Origin of the sequence: Glaciecola sp. MF2-115 (genome assembly GCF_047250385.1) — a bacterium.
GTDB lineage: Bacteria > Pseudomonadota > Gammaproteobacteria > Enterobacterales > Alteromonadaceae > Glaciecola.
The window spans coordinates 219,962-236,686 of sequence record NZ_JBLBVM010000055.1; the positions used below are offsets into that span (position 1 = coordinate 219,962).

14 protein-coding genes and 1 tRNA gene are annotated in these 16,725 nt (G+C 40.5%); 8 read left to right on the forward strand and 7 right to left on the reverse strand.

Translation table 11 applies throughout. The features are described from left to right. From rsxB to ACKLNX_RS14200, 3 genes are all read right to left on the reverse strand, one after another. Positions 1-573: an electron transport complex subunit RsxB gene (rsxB, locus tag ACKLNX_RS14190; protein WP_411694069.1), complete on the reverse strand. Its 573-nt coding sequence runs from the start codon at positions 571-573 to the stop codon at positions 1-3. Next, complete coding sequence (gene rsxA / locus ACKLNX_RS14195; protein WP_411694068.1) at positions 570-1,148, reverse strand: electron transport complex subunit RsxA; 579 nt, start codon at positions 1,146-1,148, stop codon at positions 570-572. The genes rsxB and rsxA overlap by 4 nt, the downstream gene beginning before the upstream one ends. Before the next feature lie 266 nt (positions 1,149-1,414). Further along, a tRNA-Asn gene (locus tag ACKLNX_RS14200) sits at positions 1,415-1,491 on the reverse strand. 876 nt (positions 1,492-2,367) lie between these two features. Here ACKLNX_RS14200 and ACKLNX_RS14205 point away from each other — a divergent pair. The 3 genes from ACKLNX_RS14205 (at position 2,368) to ACKLNX_RS14215 (ending at position 7,156) form a co-directional block, all read left to right on the forward strand. After that, complete coding sequence (locus ACKLNX_RS14205) at positions 2,368-3,726, forward strand: MATE family efflux transporter (RefSeq protein ID WP_411694256.1); 1,359 nt, start codon at positions 2,368-2,370, stop codon at positions 3,724-3,726. After that, positions 3,723-5,738, forward strand: a complete 2,016-nt coding sequence (gene uvrB / locus ACKLNX_RS14210) for an excinuclease ABC subunit UvrB (RefSeq protein ID WP_412972844.1) — start codon at positions 3,723-3,725, stop codon at positions 5,736-5,738. The genes ACKLNX_RS14205 and uvrB overlap by 4 nt, the downstream gene beginning before the upstream one ends. A 488-nt stretch (positions 5,739-6,226) precedes the next feature. Continuing rightward, positions 6,227-7,156, forward strand: coding sequence for a LysR family transcriptional regulator (locus ACKLNX_RS14215; RefSeq protein WP_411694066.1), 930 nt, complete (start codon positions 6,227-6,229; stop codon positions 7,154-7,156). Positions 7,157-7,250: 94 nt separating this feature from the next. Here ACKLNX_RS14215 and queC read toward each other — a convergent pair whose 3' ends face one another. Beyond that, entirely contained in the window at positions 7,251-7,910 is a 660-nt protein-coding gene (gene queC / locus ACKLNX_RS14220; protein ID WP_412972845.1) for a 7-cyano-7-deazaguanine synthase QueC, read from the reverse strand. An 89-nt stretch (positions 7,911-7,999) separates the two neighbouring features. On the opposite strand from queC, the gene queE reads away from it, so the two are divergent. Genes queE through ACKLNX_RS14235 form a run of 3 tightly spaced genes read left to right on the forward strand, consistent with a single transcriptional unit; the run spans position 8,000 to position 10,027 of the window. Further along, positions 8,000-8,674: a 7-carboxy-7-deazaguanine synthase QueE gene (queE, locus tag ACKLNX_RS14225; RefSeq protein ID WP_412972846.1), complete on the forward strand. Its 675-nt coding sequence runs from the start codon at positions 8,000-8,002 to the stop codon at positions 8,672-8,674. A gap of 44 nt (positions 8,675-8,718) precedes the next feature. Then, the gene (locus tag ACKLNX_RS14230; RefSeq protein WP_411694063.1) at positions 8,719-9,102 is read left to right on the forward strand and encodes a hypothetical protein; all 384 of its coding nucleotides are present in this window, start codon (positions 8,719-8,721) and stop codon (positions 9,100-9,102) included. Then, positions 9,092-10,027, forward strand: a complete 936-nt coding sequence (locus ACKLNX_RS14235) for an amino acid ABC transporter substrate-binding protein (RefSeq protein ID WP_412972847.1) — start codon at positions 9,092-9,094, stop codon at positions 10,025-10,027. Before ACKLNX_RS14230 ends, ACKLNX_RS14235 begins: the two co-directional genes overlap by 11 nt. 33 nt (positions 10,028-10,060) lie before the next feature. Here ACKLNX_RS14235 and asnB read toward each other — a convergent pair whose 3' ends face one another. After that, entirely contained in the window at positions 10,061-11,737 is a 1,677-nt protein-coding gene (asnB, locus tag ACKLNX_RS14240) for an asparagine synthase B (protein WP_412972848.1), read from the reverse strand. Between the two features lie 469 nt (positions 11,738-12,206). Then, the gene (locus ACKLNX_RS14245) at positions 12,207-13,856 is read right to left on the reverse strand and encodes a M28 family metallopeptidase (RefSeq protein WP_412972849.1); all 1,650 of its coding nucleotides are present in this window, start codon (positions 13,854-13,856) and stop codon (positions 12,207-12,209) included. Positions 13,857-14,048: 192 nt separating this feature from the next. On the opposite strand from ACKLNX_RS14245, the gene ACKLNX_RS14250 reads away from it, so the two are divergent. After that, a complete protein-coding gene (locus tag ACKLNX_RS14250) occupies positions 14,049-14,939 on the forward strand; it encodes a DUF3025 domain-containing protein (protein ID WP_412972850.1) in 891 nt (296 codons plus the stop codon). Positions 14,940-14,980: 41 nt separating this feature from the next. Here ACKLNX_RS14250 and ACKLNX_RS14255 read toward each other — a convergent pair whose 3' ends face one another. Beyond that, a complete protein-coding gene (locus ACKLNX_RS14255; protein ID WP_412972851.1) occupies positions 14,981-15,703 on the reverse strand; it encodes a Yip1 family protein in 723 nt (240 codons plus the stop codon). 216 nt (positions 15,704-15,919) lie between these two features. Between ACKLNX_RS14255 and ACKLNX_RS14260 the strand changes: the two genes are divergently transcribed. Continuing rightward, complete coding sequence (locus tag ACKLNX_RS14260) at positions 15,920-16,717, forward strand: ATP-binding cassette domain-containing protein (RefSeq protein ID WP_412972852.1); 798 nt, start codon at positions 15,920-15,922, stop codon at positions 16,715-16,717. The last annotated feature ends 8 nt before the right edge of the window (positions 16,718-16,725 follow it).

Consider the following 16,725-nt stretch of genomic DNA (forward strand, 5'->3'; position numbering starts at 1 on the left):
CTAGGACACTTGCTTGATAGGTATGTTACCTACCGGCACTTTATTGAATTTCCATTCCCAATGGCTCGAATCCACTTCAACGGGGACCATATCGATACAATCTACAGGGCAGGGGTCTACGCATAGGTCGCAGCCAGTGCATTCGTCGATAATGATAGTGTGCATCTGTTTTGCCGCGCCTAAGATAGCGTCGACAGGACATGCTTGAATGCATTTCGTGCAACCGATACATTCGTCTTCACGAATGTAAGCCACTTTCTTAATGTCTTCTACACCGTGTGCCGCGTCTAGAGGTTTTGCTTCAACCCCCATGAGATCGGCAAGTTCTTTTATCGTAGCCTCTCCACCTGGAGGGCATTTGTTGATGTCATCACCATTAGCGATCGCTTCAGCATACGGCTTACAGCCAGGATAACCACACTGACCACATTGGGTTTGAGGTAATATGGCATCAATTTGTTCAACTAGCGGGTCGCCTTCCACTTTAAAGCGAATGGCAGCAAAACCAAGTAAGGCTCCGAATATAAGGGCTAAAAATACTATTGCAGCTAAAGCAAAAAATGTAAGCGTCATTTTACAAGCCCTGTAAAGCCCATGAAGGCAAGGGACATAAGGCCTGCAGTAATCATAGCAATAGAGGCACCTTTAAATGGCGCCGGAACATCGGCTGCCGCTAATCTTTCTCGCATTGCGGAAAACAAGACTAAGGCTAAAGAGAAACCAAGCGCGGCACCAAAACCATAAATGATTGATTCGATGAAATTGTGTTGCTCAGTGATGTTCAGAAGGGCAACACCTAAAACCGCACAGTTTGTCGTAATTAGCGGGAGAAATATGCCAAGCAGGCGATAGAGAGTTGGGCTAGTTTTGTGAACCACCATTTCGGTAAACTGAACTACCACAGCGATCACAAGAATGAAGCTCAATGTACGTAAATATTCAATACCCAATGGAGTTAGAATATAAGCCTCGACTAGATAACTGGACATTGAAGCAATGGTTAACACAAAGGTTGTTGCCATTGACATACCAATTGCTGTTTCTAGTTTTCCTGAGACACCCATAAAAGGGCAGAGTCCCAAGAATTGAACAAGCACGAAGTTGTTCACTAGTACTGTTCCAATGAGTAAAAGTATTATTTCGGTCATTTACCTATCGTTCTGTCGGCTTATGCAGTTGACTTAAATAAAGTTTTTCGATTTCCAATCAGTGGTTTTTATTCTGGTTTTTACTTTCTAATTGGAGATTCTTGTCGTAAAACGAAAACTTTCATGAATTAGACAAATATTATCGCTTTTTCCCGCGCAATAAACAACTTGAATCAAGGGTTTATAGGGGATATCTGTTTAAAAGTTTAATTGTTTTTGAGATTGGATTTGCATTAATGGAAATAAAAGATAACACCTGAAGGAGATGGCTCCCCCTCCCCGACTCGAACGGGGGACCTGCGGATTAACAGTCCGTCGCTCTAACCAACTGAGCTAAGGGGGACCTGCTTTTAACGGATGCGGATATTAATGACCGAACGCGCTTGTGTCAACCAAGATCTATGGTTTTTTACGTTTAATTTTTGTTTGCTTATAAAGTAGGCAGTAATTGCGTTTTATTTCGCCGCCATGTGATCGCTTAAAAATAGTACGCTTACACACTAAAGTCATGATAATTATCGGAATAAACTTCAGGCATTATGGTCAGAATTTAACTGAGGCTAGGTTTTATTACTTATTGTGTTTTTTGTTTGTTTTCATAGTTCAAAAAGTTATTAAAATTACTTTGACTACTGTTATTATAACCAGTATTTCTAACTTGCTAACCCTAAGTGAAATACTCACAAGGTTAGTAGTGACTTACATTTAAATTTACTAAAAAGCCCATAACGAGCGTCATTATTAGGGCGCGCCTAGTTATCCACTAGATCTGTGGATAACTATGTGAATTAAATTGTAAGTTTTAAAGATTAGATTGTTCAATTTTTGTCAACAGAAATAACTCTAAAATGGCAAAAATAAATAAAGTCAATTAAAACAATTGTTTAATTAATTAATGCCATTCGTGTGATTTTTTTATTGACAGCTTGTTGATTTTTAATTGCCTGTGTATTAATTCCTTTTTTTATACTTTAGTTAGAAAATATGACGGTTTTTTGACGTTTTTTAGGCAATAATCAACAGCTTGGCAAATTTTGTTATCATTAAGCTAATACCTACTTTTTGATGGCACTAATTGATGTGCTGCAAGAGTCGTAGTTTAAAACAAACTAAAGTTGCTTAAATTAAGTAAACAATACAAATATCTTTTATGATGCAGATCCAATTGAGAATTAAATGACGGCTATTCGTGAACAAAAATAATAATAAGCATCGAGACATGCTGAACGGCGATATTAAACAGACCCTCAAAAGCATGACTATTCCAATGATTTTGGGAATGGTTATGCTAATGACGTTTAGTATTGTAGATACGTTTTTTGTCAGTATGCTCGGAACAGAGCAATTAGCCGCAATTAGTTTTACCTTTCCCGTAACATTTACGCTTATTAGCCTGAATATTGGATTAGGAATAGGTACTTCAGCCATTATTGCAAAGTACATTGGTTCGGGTGATTCGCAACATGCCAAGTCTATTGCCACTGGCGCCTTGATGCTTTCAGCATTGTTGGTTGGCTTATTAGCCGTCGTGGGCATAATTACGATTGAGTTTATTTTTTCCTTGATGGGAGCTGATGACACGCTCATGCCTTATATTACGGCTTATATGATCCCTTGGTATTTAGGGGGCGTTTTTCTAGCCGTGCCTATGGTAGGAAATTCAGTATTAAGGGCTTTCGGAGACACAAGTACGCCAAGTATTATTATGGCTGCTTGTGGTGGCATTAATGCTATCTTAGACCCAATACTTATTTTCGGCTGGGGTCCTATTCCAGCTTTGGGGATTCAAGGCGCAGCCATAGCAACAGCAATTGCTTGGGGTATCGGTTGTGTATGGATCTTGTATTTGTTAGCGGTGAAACGACAATTGATAGAGCCTCGATTGTTAAGTATGCCTGAATTCATAGCCGCATCTCGCGGAGTATTGAAAATAGGTTTACCTGCCGCCGGAGCGAATATGTTAACGCCAATTGCGGGGGGTGTTATGACCGCTGTTGTTGCAACATACGGTGCTGAGGCCGTTGCGGCATGGGGTGTCGGTAATCGCTTAGAATCAATCGCTAGTATTGTCGTGCTTGCTTTGTCCATGTCACTGCCTCCTTTCATCAGTCAAAACTATGGAGCGAATAAGCTCATTAGAATAAAGACGGCGTTTAATTTGGTTGCGAAATTCGTATTGGTTTGGCAATTGGTCGTTTTTGTTATTTTGGCCTTGTCGTCTAACTTTATTGCGAGTTTATTTGCACAGGAAGCCAGTGTAGTTCGAGACATTACATTATTTCTTTACATTGTTCCTTTAGCTTATGGCGTTCAAGGAATCATCATCCTAACAAACTCATCTTTCAATGCGATGCATAAACCTATGTCCGCATTACTACTGAGTATTCTTAGGCTTTTTGTATTTTATGTGCCTATAGCCTCTTTGGGCAGTTACTTTTATGGTTTGGAAGGTCTATTCTGGGGTTGCGTTATCGCAAACCTCGTCACTAGTATTTTGGCCTACGTTTGGTTCACTCGGAATTTAAGGAATGAAATGGCATTAGCAGATAGTAAGCAAGTAGTTGGTATTAACGAATGAGTAAAGGCTTTACCTTAGAATCAAATTACGAACCTGCGGGTGATCAGCCAACAGCAATTGCCGCGCTTGTTGAAGGTTTAGAGTCAGGTCTGGCGAAGCAAGTCCTCTTAGGTGTGACTGGCTCGGGTAAAACCTTCACAATGGCCAATGTCATATCGCAGGTGCAACGTCCTACTTTAATTATGGCGCACAATAAAACGCTTGCGGCGCAGCTGTATGGAGAAATGAAAGAGTTTTTCCCTAATAATGCAGTGGAATATTTTGTATCTTATTATGATTATTATCAGCCAGAAGCTTATGTTCCAAGTACCGACACCTTCATTGAGAAAGATGCATCGATTAATGACCATATTGAGCAGATGCGATTGTCAGCGACTAAAGCGCTTATGGAGCGCCGCGACGTAATCATTATTGCATCTGTTTCTGCTATATACGGCTTAGGTGACCCTGAAAGCTACATGAAAATGCTGTTACATTTGCGCCAAGGCGACATCATGGACCAGCGCGACATTCTAAGACGGCTCGCTGAACTCCAGTACAAAAGAAATGATATCGCCTTTGAGCGAGGCAGTTTTCGTGTGCGCGGTGACGTAATTGACATTTTTCCAGCTGACTCTGAGAAGCAAGCTGTTCGAGTTGAGTTATTTGACGAAGAAATCGAAACTATCAGTTTATTCGATCCACTCACTGGCGCTGTAGAGAAAAAAGTGGCTCGTACTACTGTGTTTCCTAAAACTCACTACGTAACGCCACGTGAAAAAATCGTCGCTGCAATAGATCGTATAAAAGAAGAATTAAAAGAAAGAAGAGAGAATTTAAAAGCGAACCATAAACTTATTGAAGAGCAGCGAATAAGTCAGCGAACGCAATTCGACATTGAAATGATGCTGGAGCTCGGTTATTGCTCGGGTATTGAGAACTACAGTCGATATCTGTCCGGAAGAGCGCCAGGCGAACCACCACCCACTTTATTAGATTACTTTCCGTCTGATGGATTAATCTTTATTGATGAATCCCACGTGACTGTCTCGCAAATTGGCGCAATGTATAAAGGTGACCGTTCAAGGAAGGAAACATTAGTTGAATTCGGATTCCGCTTACCATCTGCAATGGATAATAGACCACTGAAGTTTGAAGAATTTGAACATATTTCCCCGCAAACGATTTACGTATCGGCGACACCAGGTAATTACGAATTAGAGAAGTGTGAAGGCGACATCATTGAACAAGTTGTCAGACCGACGGGACTGATCGATCCTCCTATTGAAGTGAGGCCGGTTGCAACCCAAGTTGACGATGTCTTATCTGAAATTGCGAAAAGAGTCGCGTTGAACGAAAGGGTACTCATTACTACTTTGACCAAACGAATGGCAGAGGACCTGAGTGAGTACTTAAATGAGCATGGCGTAAAAGTCCGTTATCTACACTCAGATATAGATACAGTTGAACGAATTGAAATTATTCGTGATTTACGTATTGGGAAGTTTGATGTACTAGTCGGGATCAATTTGCTTAGAGAAGGCTTGGATATGCCTGAAGTGTCACTTGTCGCTATTTTCGATGCGGACAAAGAGGGGTTCTTGCGCGCTGAAAAATCATTAATTCAGACAATGGGACGAGCTGCGCGTCATATTAATGGTAAGGCAATTTTATACGCCGATAAGATCACTGGTTCAATGCAACGAGCAATGGATGAAACGGACCGGAGGCGGGCAAAACAAGTAGCGCACAACGAGAAATTTGGTATCACTCCTCAGGCCCTTGACAAGCCTATTACCGATATTATGGATCTTGGCGACACGAATCATCCTGCATCCGGCAAAGTGCGTTTACGTAAAATTGCGGAAAAAGAGAAAACCTATCAAACAATGAATGCGGCGCAATTGATGGTAAAAGTAAGCGAACTAGAAAAACAGATGTTTGAATCTGCTCGCGATCTTGAATTTGAAAAAGCGGCATCATTGCGAGACGAAGTAGAAACATTAAGAGCTGAGATTTTGAAACTGTCATGACGACGAACCTCTCGCTCACGCAGTTTGCGACGTGGTTTTGTTGTTTAGAATGCTTTCAAGTATCTCAAAGTAAGGGCTTAAAGGTGCAAGACGTTTGAAACTTAAAGTGTTTGATGTATTATACTTAAGGTTCCAAAGTAATACGAATAGAGACTACGAACTATAATTCATAAAGTATCTATTTAAAACGTCACAAATCAAGGTCTTGTTATTGGCACCTAGCCACAAACAGCATTGAAGGTGCGTCGGCGAAACCAAGGATGTTAAGCAGTTTTGAATCTTAAAACTGCGTTTTACGGATAAATATGAGCTTCTTAGTATGTCGCTCATAAGCTGATTTTGCTCATATTTATACGATATTTACACGGACTAGTATTCTCAAAAAAGAGAAGTTATACAAATTGATAACAAATTGATTGTAAAACTCTCAGACTTTGAATAGTATGTCGATAAGTAGTATGAGCAAATATACCTAATGCGGTGAATATATGTTAAATCGTTTACAAGAATCTGATATCAAATTATTACGTGTTTTCTATGCTGTTGCGTCTTGCAATGGTTTTACGGCAGCCGAGCCTGTTCTAAGAATGCAACGTCCTAATATCAGTGCTGCTATCAAAAAGCTGGAAGAAAGACTAGACCTAGTACTCTGTCACCGTGGTCGAGGTGGGTTTCAGATGACGAAGGAAGGCGAAGTTGTCTTCCAAGAAACAAAACGTATATTTAACGCTTTCGATAACTTTGTTTTCAATCTAAAAAGTTTGCATGATGATTATAGTGGGCATATCACGCTAGTGCTTATGGCTGGTTTGGCAACTTCCATGCAGTTAGCAGTGAGTAAAGCTGTAAAAAGCACGATGAAGAAATTTGACGACATTCACGTCAATATTCAAACCCGTTTATATAATGAAGTGGAACATGTCGCGTTGTCGGGCGAATGTCATTTAGTTTTATCTACATACGACATGGTTAAGCCTGAATCGGTAACATTCCACTCAACAGGCGTACATTGTACTGGTCGTCTGTATTGCGCGCCTACACATCCGCTAGCTAAGTATCGTGAAGCAGATGCGCTTCCTGATAATGTAAGAATTGAGGACTTCCCAGCAATTGGTATGTCAGGTTTGTCGTCGGTCAATTACATCAGTAATGAAAGAAGATTAGCAATTCAAACCTTCTCAGATTCATATGATGTTTGTATGGCTGCAGTGATGACGGGCGAGTATGTAGGCCTGTTACCCGACTACATCGCAAGAGAGCAGGGCGCAGCGACCGGACTCGTGCCTATTTGTAAAGGCTCATTGTTCGAGTTTAGCCATGAACTATTTGTCATGAACGGCAAGAATACGAGACTTAACCCAGTGTTAAGGCACTGTATCAAAGAGCTTGAATATTTCATCTCCGAGAGCCAAAAATAGTCAAAGCCGAATAGAGCTTTAACACATAATAAAAAGAAACGAAAAGTATAAACGAAACCTCTGCTAGTAATTGTGACTAGCAGAGGTTTTTTCATTAGTCTTGGTATCTGATAGGGTCTGTTGCGTTGTTTTCCGTAAATGCTTCAAGCCTTTCTTGGCATGCACCACAGCGACCACAGGCTTGTTCTTGTCCTTTGTAGCATGTCCAAGTGTCATCGTAATCAAGGCCCATAGCTAAACCCTCTCTTAAAATATCAATTTTACTAGCCGCTAAATAGGGCGCTCTAATTTCAACTGACTGATAGTTTGCTATTTTACAAACCGCATTCATTGCATCTACAAATTCTGTTCGGCAGTCCGGATAAATGGCATGATCACCTGAATGCGCGCCAAAATATACTGCTTCAGCCTCAATGGATACAGCATAACCTACAGCCATTGATAGCATGATCATATTCCTATTGGGCACGACAGTCGTTTTCATACTTTCTTCTTCATAGCCGCCTTCAGGTACCTCAATATCATCTGTCAGTGCTGAACCACCGATAAGCTGATTTATAGAACTGATGTCGACTATTTTGTGTTCGATATTGTGTTGCTCGCAAACGCGTTTAGCGAAAAGCAATTCTTTGCTGTGACGTTGCCCATAGTTAAACGAGACTGCATGAACGTCATATCCCTGTTGCATAGCTTTGTTGAGTACTGTGAATGAATCCATACCACCTGAATAGATAACGACGACTTTCGCTGACATTTGCCAATCTCCTTTAAAAAAACGGTGCTGATTCTAAGCGATCCCTGTTAAAATCCCAACTGTATTTGAATAAGAATTAGGTTGTTATAGTGCAGAACTTAAAAGTAAACGAAGTTTTTGAATCACTTCAAGGGGAAGGTTCGTTTACTGGTGTGCCTTCTATTTTCGTCAGGCTTCAAGGTTGTCCTGTTGGTTGCTCGTGGTGTGATACCAAACATACATGGGAAATTAGCTTAGATGATGAAACGGATGCTAATGACGTAATGCAGCAAGACTTTGAGTCTTCACAGTGGTTTACGGCAACTGAAGCTTCATTATTCGAACTTTTTGAAAAGCACGGTTATAAGGCGAAGCATATCGTTTTAACAGGCGGCGAGCCGTGCATGTATGATTTAAATAGTTTTACGGACTTAGCCCACAGCAAAGGATTTTCAACGCAGATTGAGACCAGTGGTACGTTTGAAATCCACACAAATGAAAAAACTTGGGTGACAGTCTCACCTAAAGTCAATATGCAGGGTGGTTACAAAATGCGTGATGATGCCTTAGCCAGAGCAAACGAAATTAAACACCCTGTCGCTATGCAAAAACACGTTGATGAGTTAGATTCATTATTATCTAAGATGGATGAAAAAAATCTTCCTTTAATTTACCTGCAACCAATTAGTCAGCAAAAGCGAGCCACGGATTTAGCTGTAAAAACTTGCATTGAGCGCAATTGGCGACTTTCACTGCAGATGCACAAATATATAGGTTTAGAGTAAATCTTCCTTTTCAATTGTAATTTTGACACTAAAGCGGAGAATCTATGGAAATGCACCCAGATGAAGACCGGTTTTTGAATGAATTGTGCGATACGCTTATCGCAGGTAAATTCGAGTCAAGTAATACATATTTCCATCTACCTTGTGTTGTTATTTATAACCAGCATAAGTTTGTTTTTAACAATGACAAAGAACTTCAACTTTGGTTAAGTAATTATTGTAAAAAACTGCACCTTGAATCTCGTGAGAATCTTAAGTTTACTTTGAATAAAACAGTTACTATGTCATCTACAGTCAAGTTTTCTAAAGTTAATTTGCTAGGCTTGGGTTTGCTTGAAAATATGAAAAAGTTAGATATTACTTTTACTTTATCTAATGACGTAGACGAAACGCTCAAAATAGTCGTGGTGGTGATAGATGTTATTTAAGAAAACTTGTTCGCAAAGAAACATAAGTTCTTTAGTAAAGCCTTTTGCCTTACTTATACTGGCTGGAAGTCTGTTAGCTTTCAATGGGCTTGCGAGTGCCGCGACATGGGTAGTCACTTATCCGGGTCCTTTGTATGAAGGTGATCAAAGCCATGCATACCAAGAGGCTTTATTGAAGTTGGCTCTTGAGAAGACAGGTGTGCGCTATAAAATGGTTGCGTCTACTCGTTTGAAATATCAATCGAAAGCACTGCGCCAGTTAAAAGAAAATATTGAAGTTAACGTTGTTTGGAGTATGACTGACCGTCAACGCGAAGATGATTTGTTACCTATCCGAATCCCCTTAGCTAAAGGATTAATTGGATGGCGCGTATTTCTAAGCCATAAAAACAAACCATTTTTTAGTAAGACAATGAGCGACTTGTCAGACTTACTTGTATATTCTGCCGTGCAAGGTATTGATTGGCCAGATACCAAAATACTTCAAGCCAATGGTTTTAATGTACTCGGTGCTCAGAATCATTCCGAAGCCCTAAAGTTATTATCACGTCAGCAGGCCGATTTTTACCCACGTTCAGTGATTGAAGTGCTACATGAATTAGCGCAAGAGGGAGCCGATCCCGATATTAAATTGAAGCAGGGAATTGCATTACAATATAAAGCAGCGATGTACTTCTTCGTAAACAAAAGCAATATCACGCTATCTCGCTTAATTGAAGTAGGTTTAGAACGAGCCATCGAGGATGGGAGTTTTGATGAGCTATTCTACCAATATCATAATCATATCTTTGAACAACTTTCCTTAGACAACATAACTTACTATGAGTTAGACAACCCTTTACTTCCCTTGAAGACTCCAATTCTTGAGTCTAAGTATTGGTATAAAAAAGGCGATTACGAAGCAAGTAAAAAAAGCGACAAATAGTCGCTTTTTTATTGAAACTACCATGAGCTGATACTACGCTTTGAATTCACCACTGTGGATAGACTTCATTGATCTACCAGAGGGGTCTGCGGATGCTTTAAAGCTTTCATCCCACTCGAGTGCCTCAACGGTACTACATGCAATTGATTTTCCACCGGGTACGCATTTAGCTGCACTTTCTTGAGGGAAGTAATCTTCAAAGATTGTGCGGTAGAAGTAACCTTCTTTCGTGTCAGGTGTGTTTATCGGGAAACGGAACTCTGCCGTTGCCATTTGTTGATCAGACACTTCCTGCTCAACAAACTCACGAATTGAATCAATCCATGAATAACCGACACCGTCACCAAACTGTTCTTTCTGGCGCCACAAAACTTCCGCAGGAAGATAAGTTTCGTCATCGAAGGCCTTGCGTAATATCCATTTTTCCATGCGTCCATCAAGACACATCTTATCTTGAGGATTCAATCGCATTGCGACATCCATGAAATTCTTATCAAGGAATGGTACTCGAGCTTCAACGCCCCAAGCTGAGGTTGATTTATTTGCGCGAGCGCAGTCAAACATGTGAAGCCTATCTAATTTACGAACAGTTTCTTCATGAAATTCTTTAGCGTTTGGTGCTTTGTGGAAATACAAATAGCCACCAAATATTTCATCGGCACCTTCGCCAGATAACACCATCTTAATTCCCATGGCTTTGATTTTTCTCGTCATCAAATACATAGGAGTTGCCGCGCGTATGGTTGTAGTGTCAAACGTTTCGAGGTGATAAATCACATCACGAATAGCATCTAAACCTTCTTGGATAGTAAAGTGTATTTCGTGATGAACTGTGCCAATCATATCCGCTACTTTCTTAGCTGCGATTAAATCAGGAGCGCCTTCTAGGCCAACTGCGAATGAGTGGAGTCGAGGCCACCAAGCATCACTCTGATCGCCATCCTCGACGCGTTTAGCAACATATTGAGCGGCGACGGCAGAAACCAAGGACGAATCTAGTCCGCCAGAAAGCAACACAGCGTAAGGCACATCAGACATTAAGTGAGACTTAACCGCTTTTTCAAAAGCTTTCTTCAAGTCGTCTAGGTTGGTTTCATTATCTTTGACGTTGTCGTAGGACATCCAGTCGCGCTGGTAATACTTGACCAATTTGCCGTCTGTACTACTTAAGTAATGCCCAGGTGGGAACTCCTGAACTGTTTTACAAACAGGCACCAATGCTTTCATTTCTGAAGCAACATAAAAGTTTCCAAACTCATCAAAACCGGTATACAGAGGAATAATACCAATGTGATCACGAGCAATAAGGTAAGTATTACTTTCTTGGTCATAAAGAACAAATGCGAACATGCCCTCTAATTTGTCTATGAAGTTGACACCTTCTTGCTGGTAAAGAGGAAGTATGATTTCGCAATCTGATTTGGTCGCAAACTCATAAGTGCGTTCAAGTTTTGATTCTAAATCTTTATGATTATATATTTCGCCATTAACGGCCAATACCTGATTTCCATTGTCACTAATTAAAGGCTGAGCGCCCGTATCGACATCGACAATTGCCAGTCTTTCATGGCATAAAATGGTATTATCATTATGCCAAATGCCTGACCAATCAGGGCCACGATGACGTAATAATTTTGATAATTCGAGTGCTTGTGTGCGCAACTCTGACACATCAGTTTTGATATCAAGGATACCGAAAATACCACACATAGGTTGGTTCGCCTTTTCTTGCTAGTTATTAGATAGGGTTATCGTTTTCTGTCGATAATTAAGGTAGGTATGTGGAACTTAAGTTCGCGTTTATTATTATTCAATTTACCTCTTACCTGAATGTGCCATTTTGAGTAAAAAAAGCAAGTGTTTTCTGGGCTAAGAGCGTAATTAATTGCTTCTTATATAGAACAACGACATCACAATTCTTCAAGCCAATGCTCCTTAATGTTCTATTCGTCGAGTGTCGTATTTCAAGTTTCGCGTTTCGAGATTGGAGGTAAGCTATTAAGCACAAGTAGACTCCCGATGATAAAAAGTCGCTGCGAGCTCATCCATGAGGCGCTTGGCATTCGACGTCCTGTCGAATGACAAGCGCCTCATAGATTAGTTTTAACAAACAAAGCGCAAAAAAATAGCCTCACTAGGAGGCTATTTCAATCGTATGTAATACAGTCAACGCGAGTTATTAACGCTGGAATTCACTCGTTGGCGCCCATTTAGGCCATTCGTCAGAATTTGCAATGTCATAACCAACTTCAAATAACATTTGCGTATCTTCTTTTATGCCACCAAAATCCCAACTTTCACGGAATTGGTCGCAAACCTGATGGTAACAGCCGCGAACAACTAAGTTAGTGCGCTTACGATATTCAGCTGTTGCCTCATCAATTGGCTCACTTCCACCTTTTGCATACAAGGCAGGAACACCCAATTTTGCAAAGCTAAAGTGATCAGAGCGATAGTACAAACCCGCTTGAGGTGTTGCTTCTTGAGTCAGCGCTCTACCTTGGCGCGATGCCGCTTTTTCAAGGTGAGTTTCTAAGTCAGACTTACCCATTCCAATTACGGAAACATCTTTAGTACGACCCAATACGTTCATCGCGTCCATGTTGATGTTAGCCACCGTTTTATCCAATGGAATGATAGGGTTTTCAGCATAGTATTTTGAACCAAGTAGACCTTGTTCTTCCGCAGTTACAATTAACATAGTAATTGAACGCTTTGGTTTGGTGTTTAATTCAGAAAAAGCTTTTGCCATTGCTAAACTGGCAGCCGTACCTGTAGCGTTATCATGTGCACCATTATATATCTGGTCGCCTTCTTTACTTTCATCTTTACCTAAATGATCCCAGTGAGCGGTATAAATAACATGTTCATCGGGACGCTCAGAACCAGGCAAAGTAGCTAGTACGTTGTAGCTTTTAGATTTTTCAAACTCATTTTTAACTGTCACTGCGGCCTTCATATTCAAAGGTACAGAATAGGCGCCTTGAGCGGCATAGTCTTTTTGTTCTTCGAAGTTTAAACCCGCATCGGCGAACACTTTTACAGCGGCGTCGTAAGACAACCAACCTTCAACTGCAACTCTGCTAGCACCGCCATCTGACGTTACCAAGCCGTATTGAGGACCGCTCCAGCTGTTTGCAACTACCGACCAACCATATGATGCTGGAGCCGTTTCATGCACGATAAAGACCGCTTCAGCGCCTTGGCGGCTAGCCTCTTCATACTTGTAACTCCAACGACCATAATAGGTCATAGTAGAGCCTTGAAATAGTTCTTTTTCAGGGTTGGCAAAACCTGGGTCATTAACTAGAACGATAACTGTTTTGCCTTTAACATCAACGTCTGCATAATCATTCCAGTCATATTCTGGTGCGTTAACACCGTAACCAAGGAAGAGAATGTCAGAGTCAGCTAAGTTAACTTCTGAAACTTCGCGTTTTGAACCAACAACCATATTCTCTTTGTATGTGAAGGTATTTTCACCCATCGTCAAACTCATGTCAGGTGACGCCGTAATTTGCATGAGGTCAACTTCTTGAAAGAAACTGTCACCATTACCAGGTTTAAAGCCGACTTTAGTTAGCTCTTGAGTAAGATAGTCCAATGTTTTCTTTTCGCCTGGAGTAGTTGGTAGGCGACCTTCAAACTCATCTGACGATAAGGTTTTAGTATGCTGCTTTAGCACATCAGTACTAATTGATTGATAAACTGCCTCAAAATTGTTTTCAACTTTTGCTGCTTCGTTTTTCGTTTCTGAACAGCCCGCTGAGGCCAAGGCGAAAATACTGGCAGACAATGCCAAGGTAACTGCCCGTTTCTGAAGTTTCATTTTTGTTCCTTGTTATTATTAGTTTTTATCTATTTGCGCTGTGTTAAGCCCCTAAACATAATATTGTGGTGCCAGATAATCAAGATTAGAAGCACATTATTATTTAAGTTTGTGGCATAATATCGGCACTTAAGCCGTCATCCTAGACTGTCAATTTAACACACGAAAACTCTCAGACATAAGAACATTGAATTGAAAGCCATAGAATCTTCTCCATTTTCACGACCGCCTTTATCCGCGCTAAAAGTACTTTTTCCTAATCTCAACTTTAGCGACTTGAATGAAAAATCGTTAAATGCACAGTTGCTTGTGACAATGCAGGATACCGCACAAAAAATTATTGCAGACAAAACATTAGACGATCATGCAGTCGAACAAGCAACAACTCAGCAAGAAAGGGAAGGGAAGTTAAGTTCTCTGACACCGAAAAAAAGCTTTATTTGCCAGAGTTCTTTGCCTAATAGTGACACTCGCTACTATGAGCAAATCATATTCGAAGACGACATTATTCCCACGCGAGCAGAGAGTTGGCACGACTTCTTTAATGGTATTATTTGGTTACGTTTCCCGCAAACAAAAGCTTATTTGAATCAGATGCATATCAGCGAAATAAATGCCCATGGCTTGAATCCACGCACAAAAGTTAGGAATCATATTACGCATTTTGATGAATGTGGAATTGTGCTCTACATACACGGGGCTGATTTATTTTCTCACTGCGAAGACTTGCTAGAAAATCAATTGTGGACAGAGCTATTTTGTGGCCTACATGCTGAATGGCACAACTCCATCCATCCAGTTATATTTGGGCATGCAAACTTAGAAATGCTTTTAAAACCATTCATAGGTTTAACTGGAAAAGTCCTTCTAATTCAGATTGACGAATTGCCAAGCAATGGGAGGATGTTAGAGTCAGAGTTTGCGGATACGAGCTTGGTAGCGCACTTAAGACAAAACAAAACGATGTATAAAACGAAACCTTTTTACCCTTTACCCGTTCTGGGTGTTCCGCGTTGGCATTATGAACAACAGGACAGCGACTTCTATAGTAACACGCAGTATTTCATGCCAAAACGCCGGTAATTTACCGACGTTTTTTCATGATTACTTGTGCAGTTAGTTTCCTAAAACAAAGCCCAAAGAAATACGATCGCTAGAATTACAACCGTTGGACTTGCGGCAACAATGTATGATTTCTTAGTGGAAAAATTAGTCCACTGTTGAAGACAAACAGCGCCTAAGTATATGGTCCAGATCGTCTCAAGTCTTAAACCGCTCAATAAGCCAGTCCACTTACTGCTGGGGTCAACAGAAAAAATATAGGCTAGTGAAGTGGGAGACAATATTGATTGTCCCACTTGAGCACCAGGCTCAACCATTAATATTAGACCCATAGAAATAACCGAAGCGATAAGTGTTGGCATCATGAACCACCACTGTGCGCCATACCAATCAAAAAAGCTGTGAATGCTTTTCTCATCATTTCGAGTGATGACAGTGTAGTACAAGCCCATTACTGCAGCTATAACGGCTAGAAAAATAGGAGATCCGATTAGTGCTGATAATTTTGCCGTTTCAGCGCTTCCCGACATGGCTCGCATGTTCTCGAGCTCTGCAGGGCTTGCATCTGGCATGCTTAGGCTTAATTGTGAGTTGATGTACCATTCAAAATCAACCACACCAAAATAAAGATATGCGGGTAGTGAACTAACGACAACGACAAGAATAAAAGGTATCCACGACCAGTTGTCCTTAAGAGATAATGCTTTAAAAACCTCTGAAGGCCGGATAAAAACATCATTACAGGCTTGCAATGGGTTTGTCACTTCATGTTGATTTTCGCTCATATGACTTCCTATGTGGTTAGCGTTTATTATAATTATTCAAACATTACTAAAGTATTCAGTTTATTTAGTGCTAAAACAAGCAAAAAAGCTCGATTGAATTAATTTGAAACATTTAAAAATACTTTGTTGCCAGAATGCCTTAGTAATTTGATGCGTTTTGTCTTAGTCTATTAGTATTACAAAAACACCAAGAACTAAAAAAATAGGGATGTTAGTGTGATTGAAATAAATAAACTAGCTAAGAAGTTTAAAGTCGAAAACCCTAAGAAATTGAGTGATCAAGACAAAAAAGATCCTCGCTTGCAAGGGCGCTTTTTCCATTCTGTTAGGGAAGTTAGCTTTACATGCAATGATGGTGAAGTGCTGGGCTTATTAGGACCGAATGGTGCCGGTAAGACAACAACCTTAAGAATGTTATCAACTGCGTTGAAGCCAGATAGTGGCACAATCAATATTGGCGGTGCAGATATACTTAAAAATCCCGTTGAAGCTAGAAAACAAATTGGCTTTTTATCCGGCGGTACAGGGCTATATGGTCGCTTAAGTGGGCGAGAAAATATTGCATATTTCGGTCAGTTGAATGGAATGAGCAATAATGAAATCACTAAACGTATAGCAGAATTATCCGCACGTCTCGATATGGATTCATTCCTCGATCGTCGCAGTGAAACCTATTCAACCGGAATGAAGCAGAAAGCCTCAATAGCACGCTCTGTCATTCACTCTCCAAAAGTTGTTATTTTAGATGAGCCAACGACTGGCTTAGATATTATGGCTACTCAAACCGTGCTTAAATTCATTCGTGATCTTAAAAGCGACAACGTACCTGTTATTTTTTCTACTCATCACCTAGATGAAGTGTCGGAACTTTGCGATAGAGTGACAGTTATTGACCAAGGGCAAACAATGTTCAACGATACCTACGAAGCTTTCAAAGCGTTGGACGAAGTTTCCCTGCATGAAGCGTTTTTGCGCTCCATTGGTAAACCTAAACACGAACTGACAGAAGAATAGGGAACATT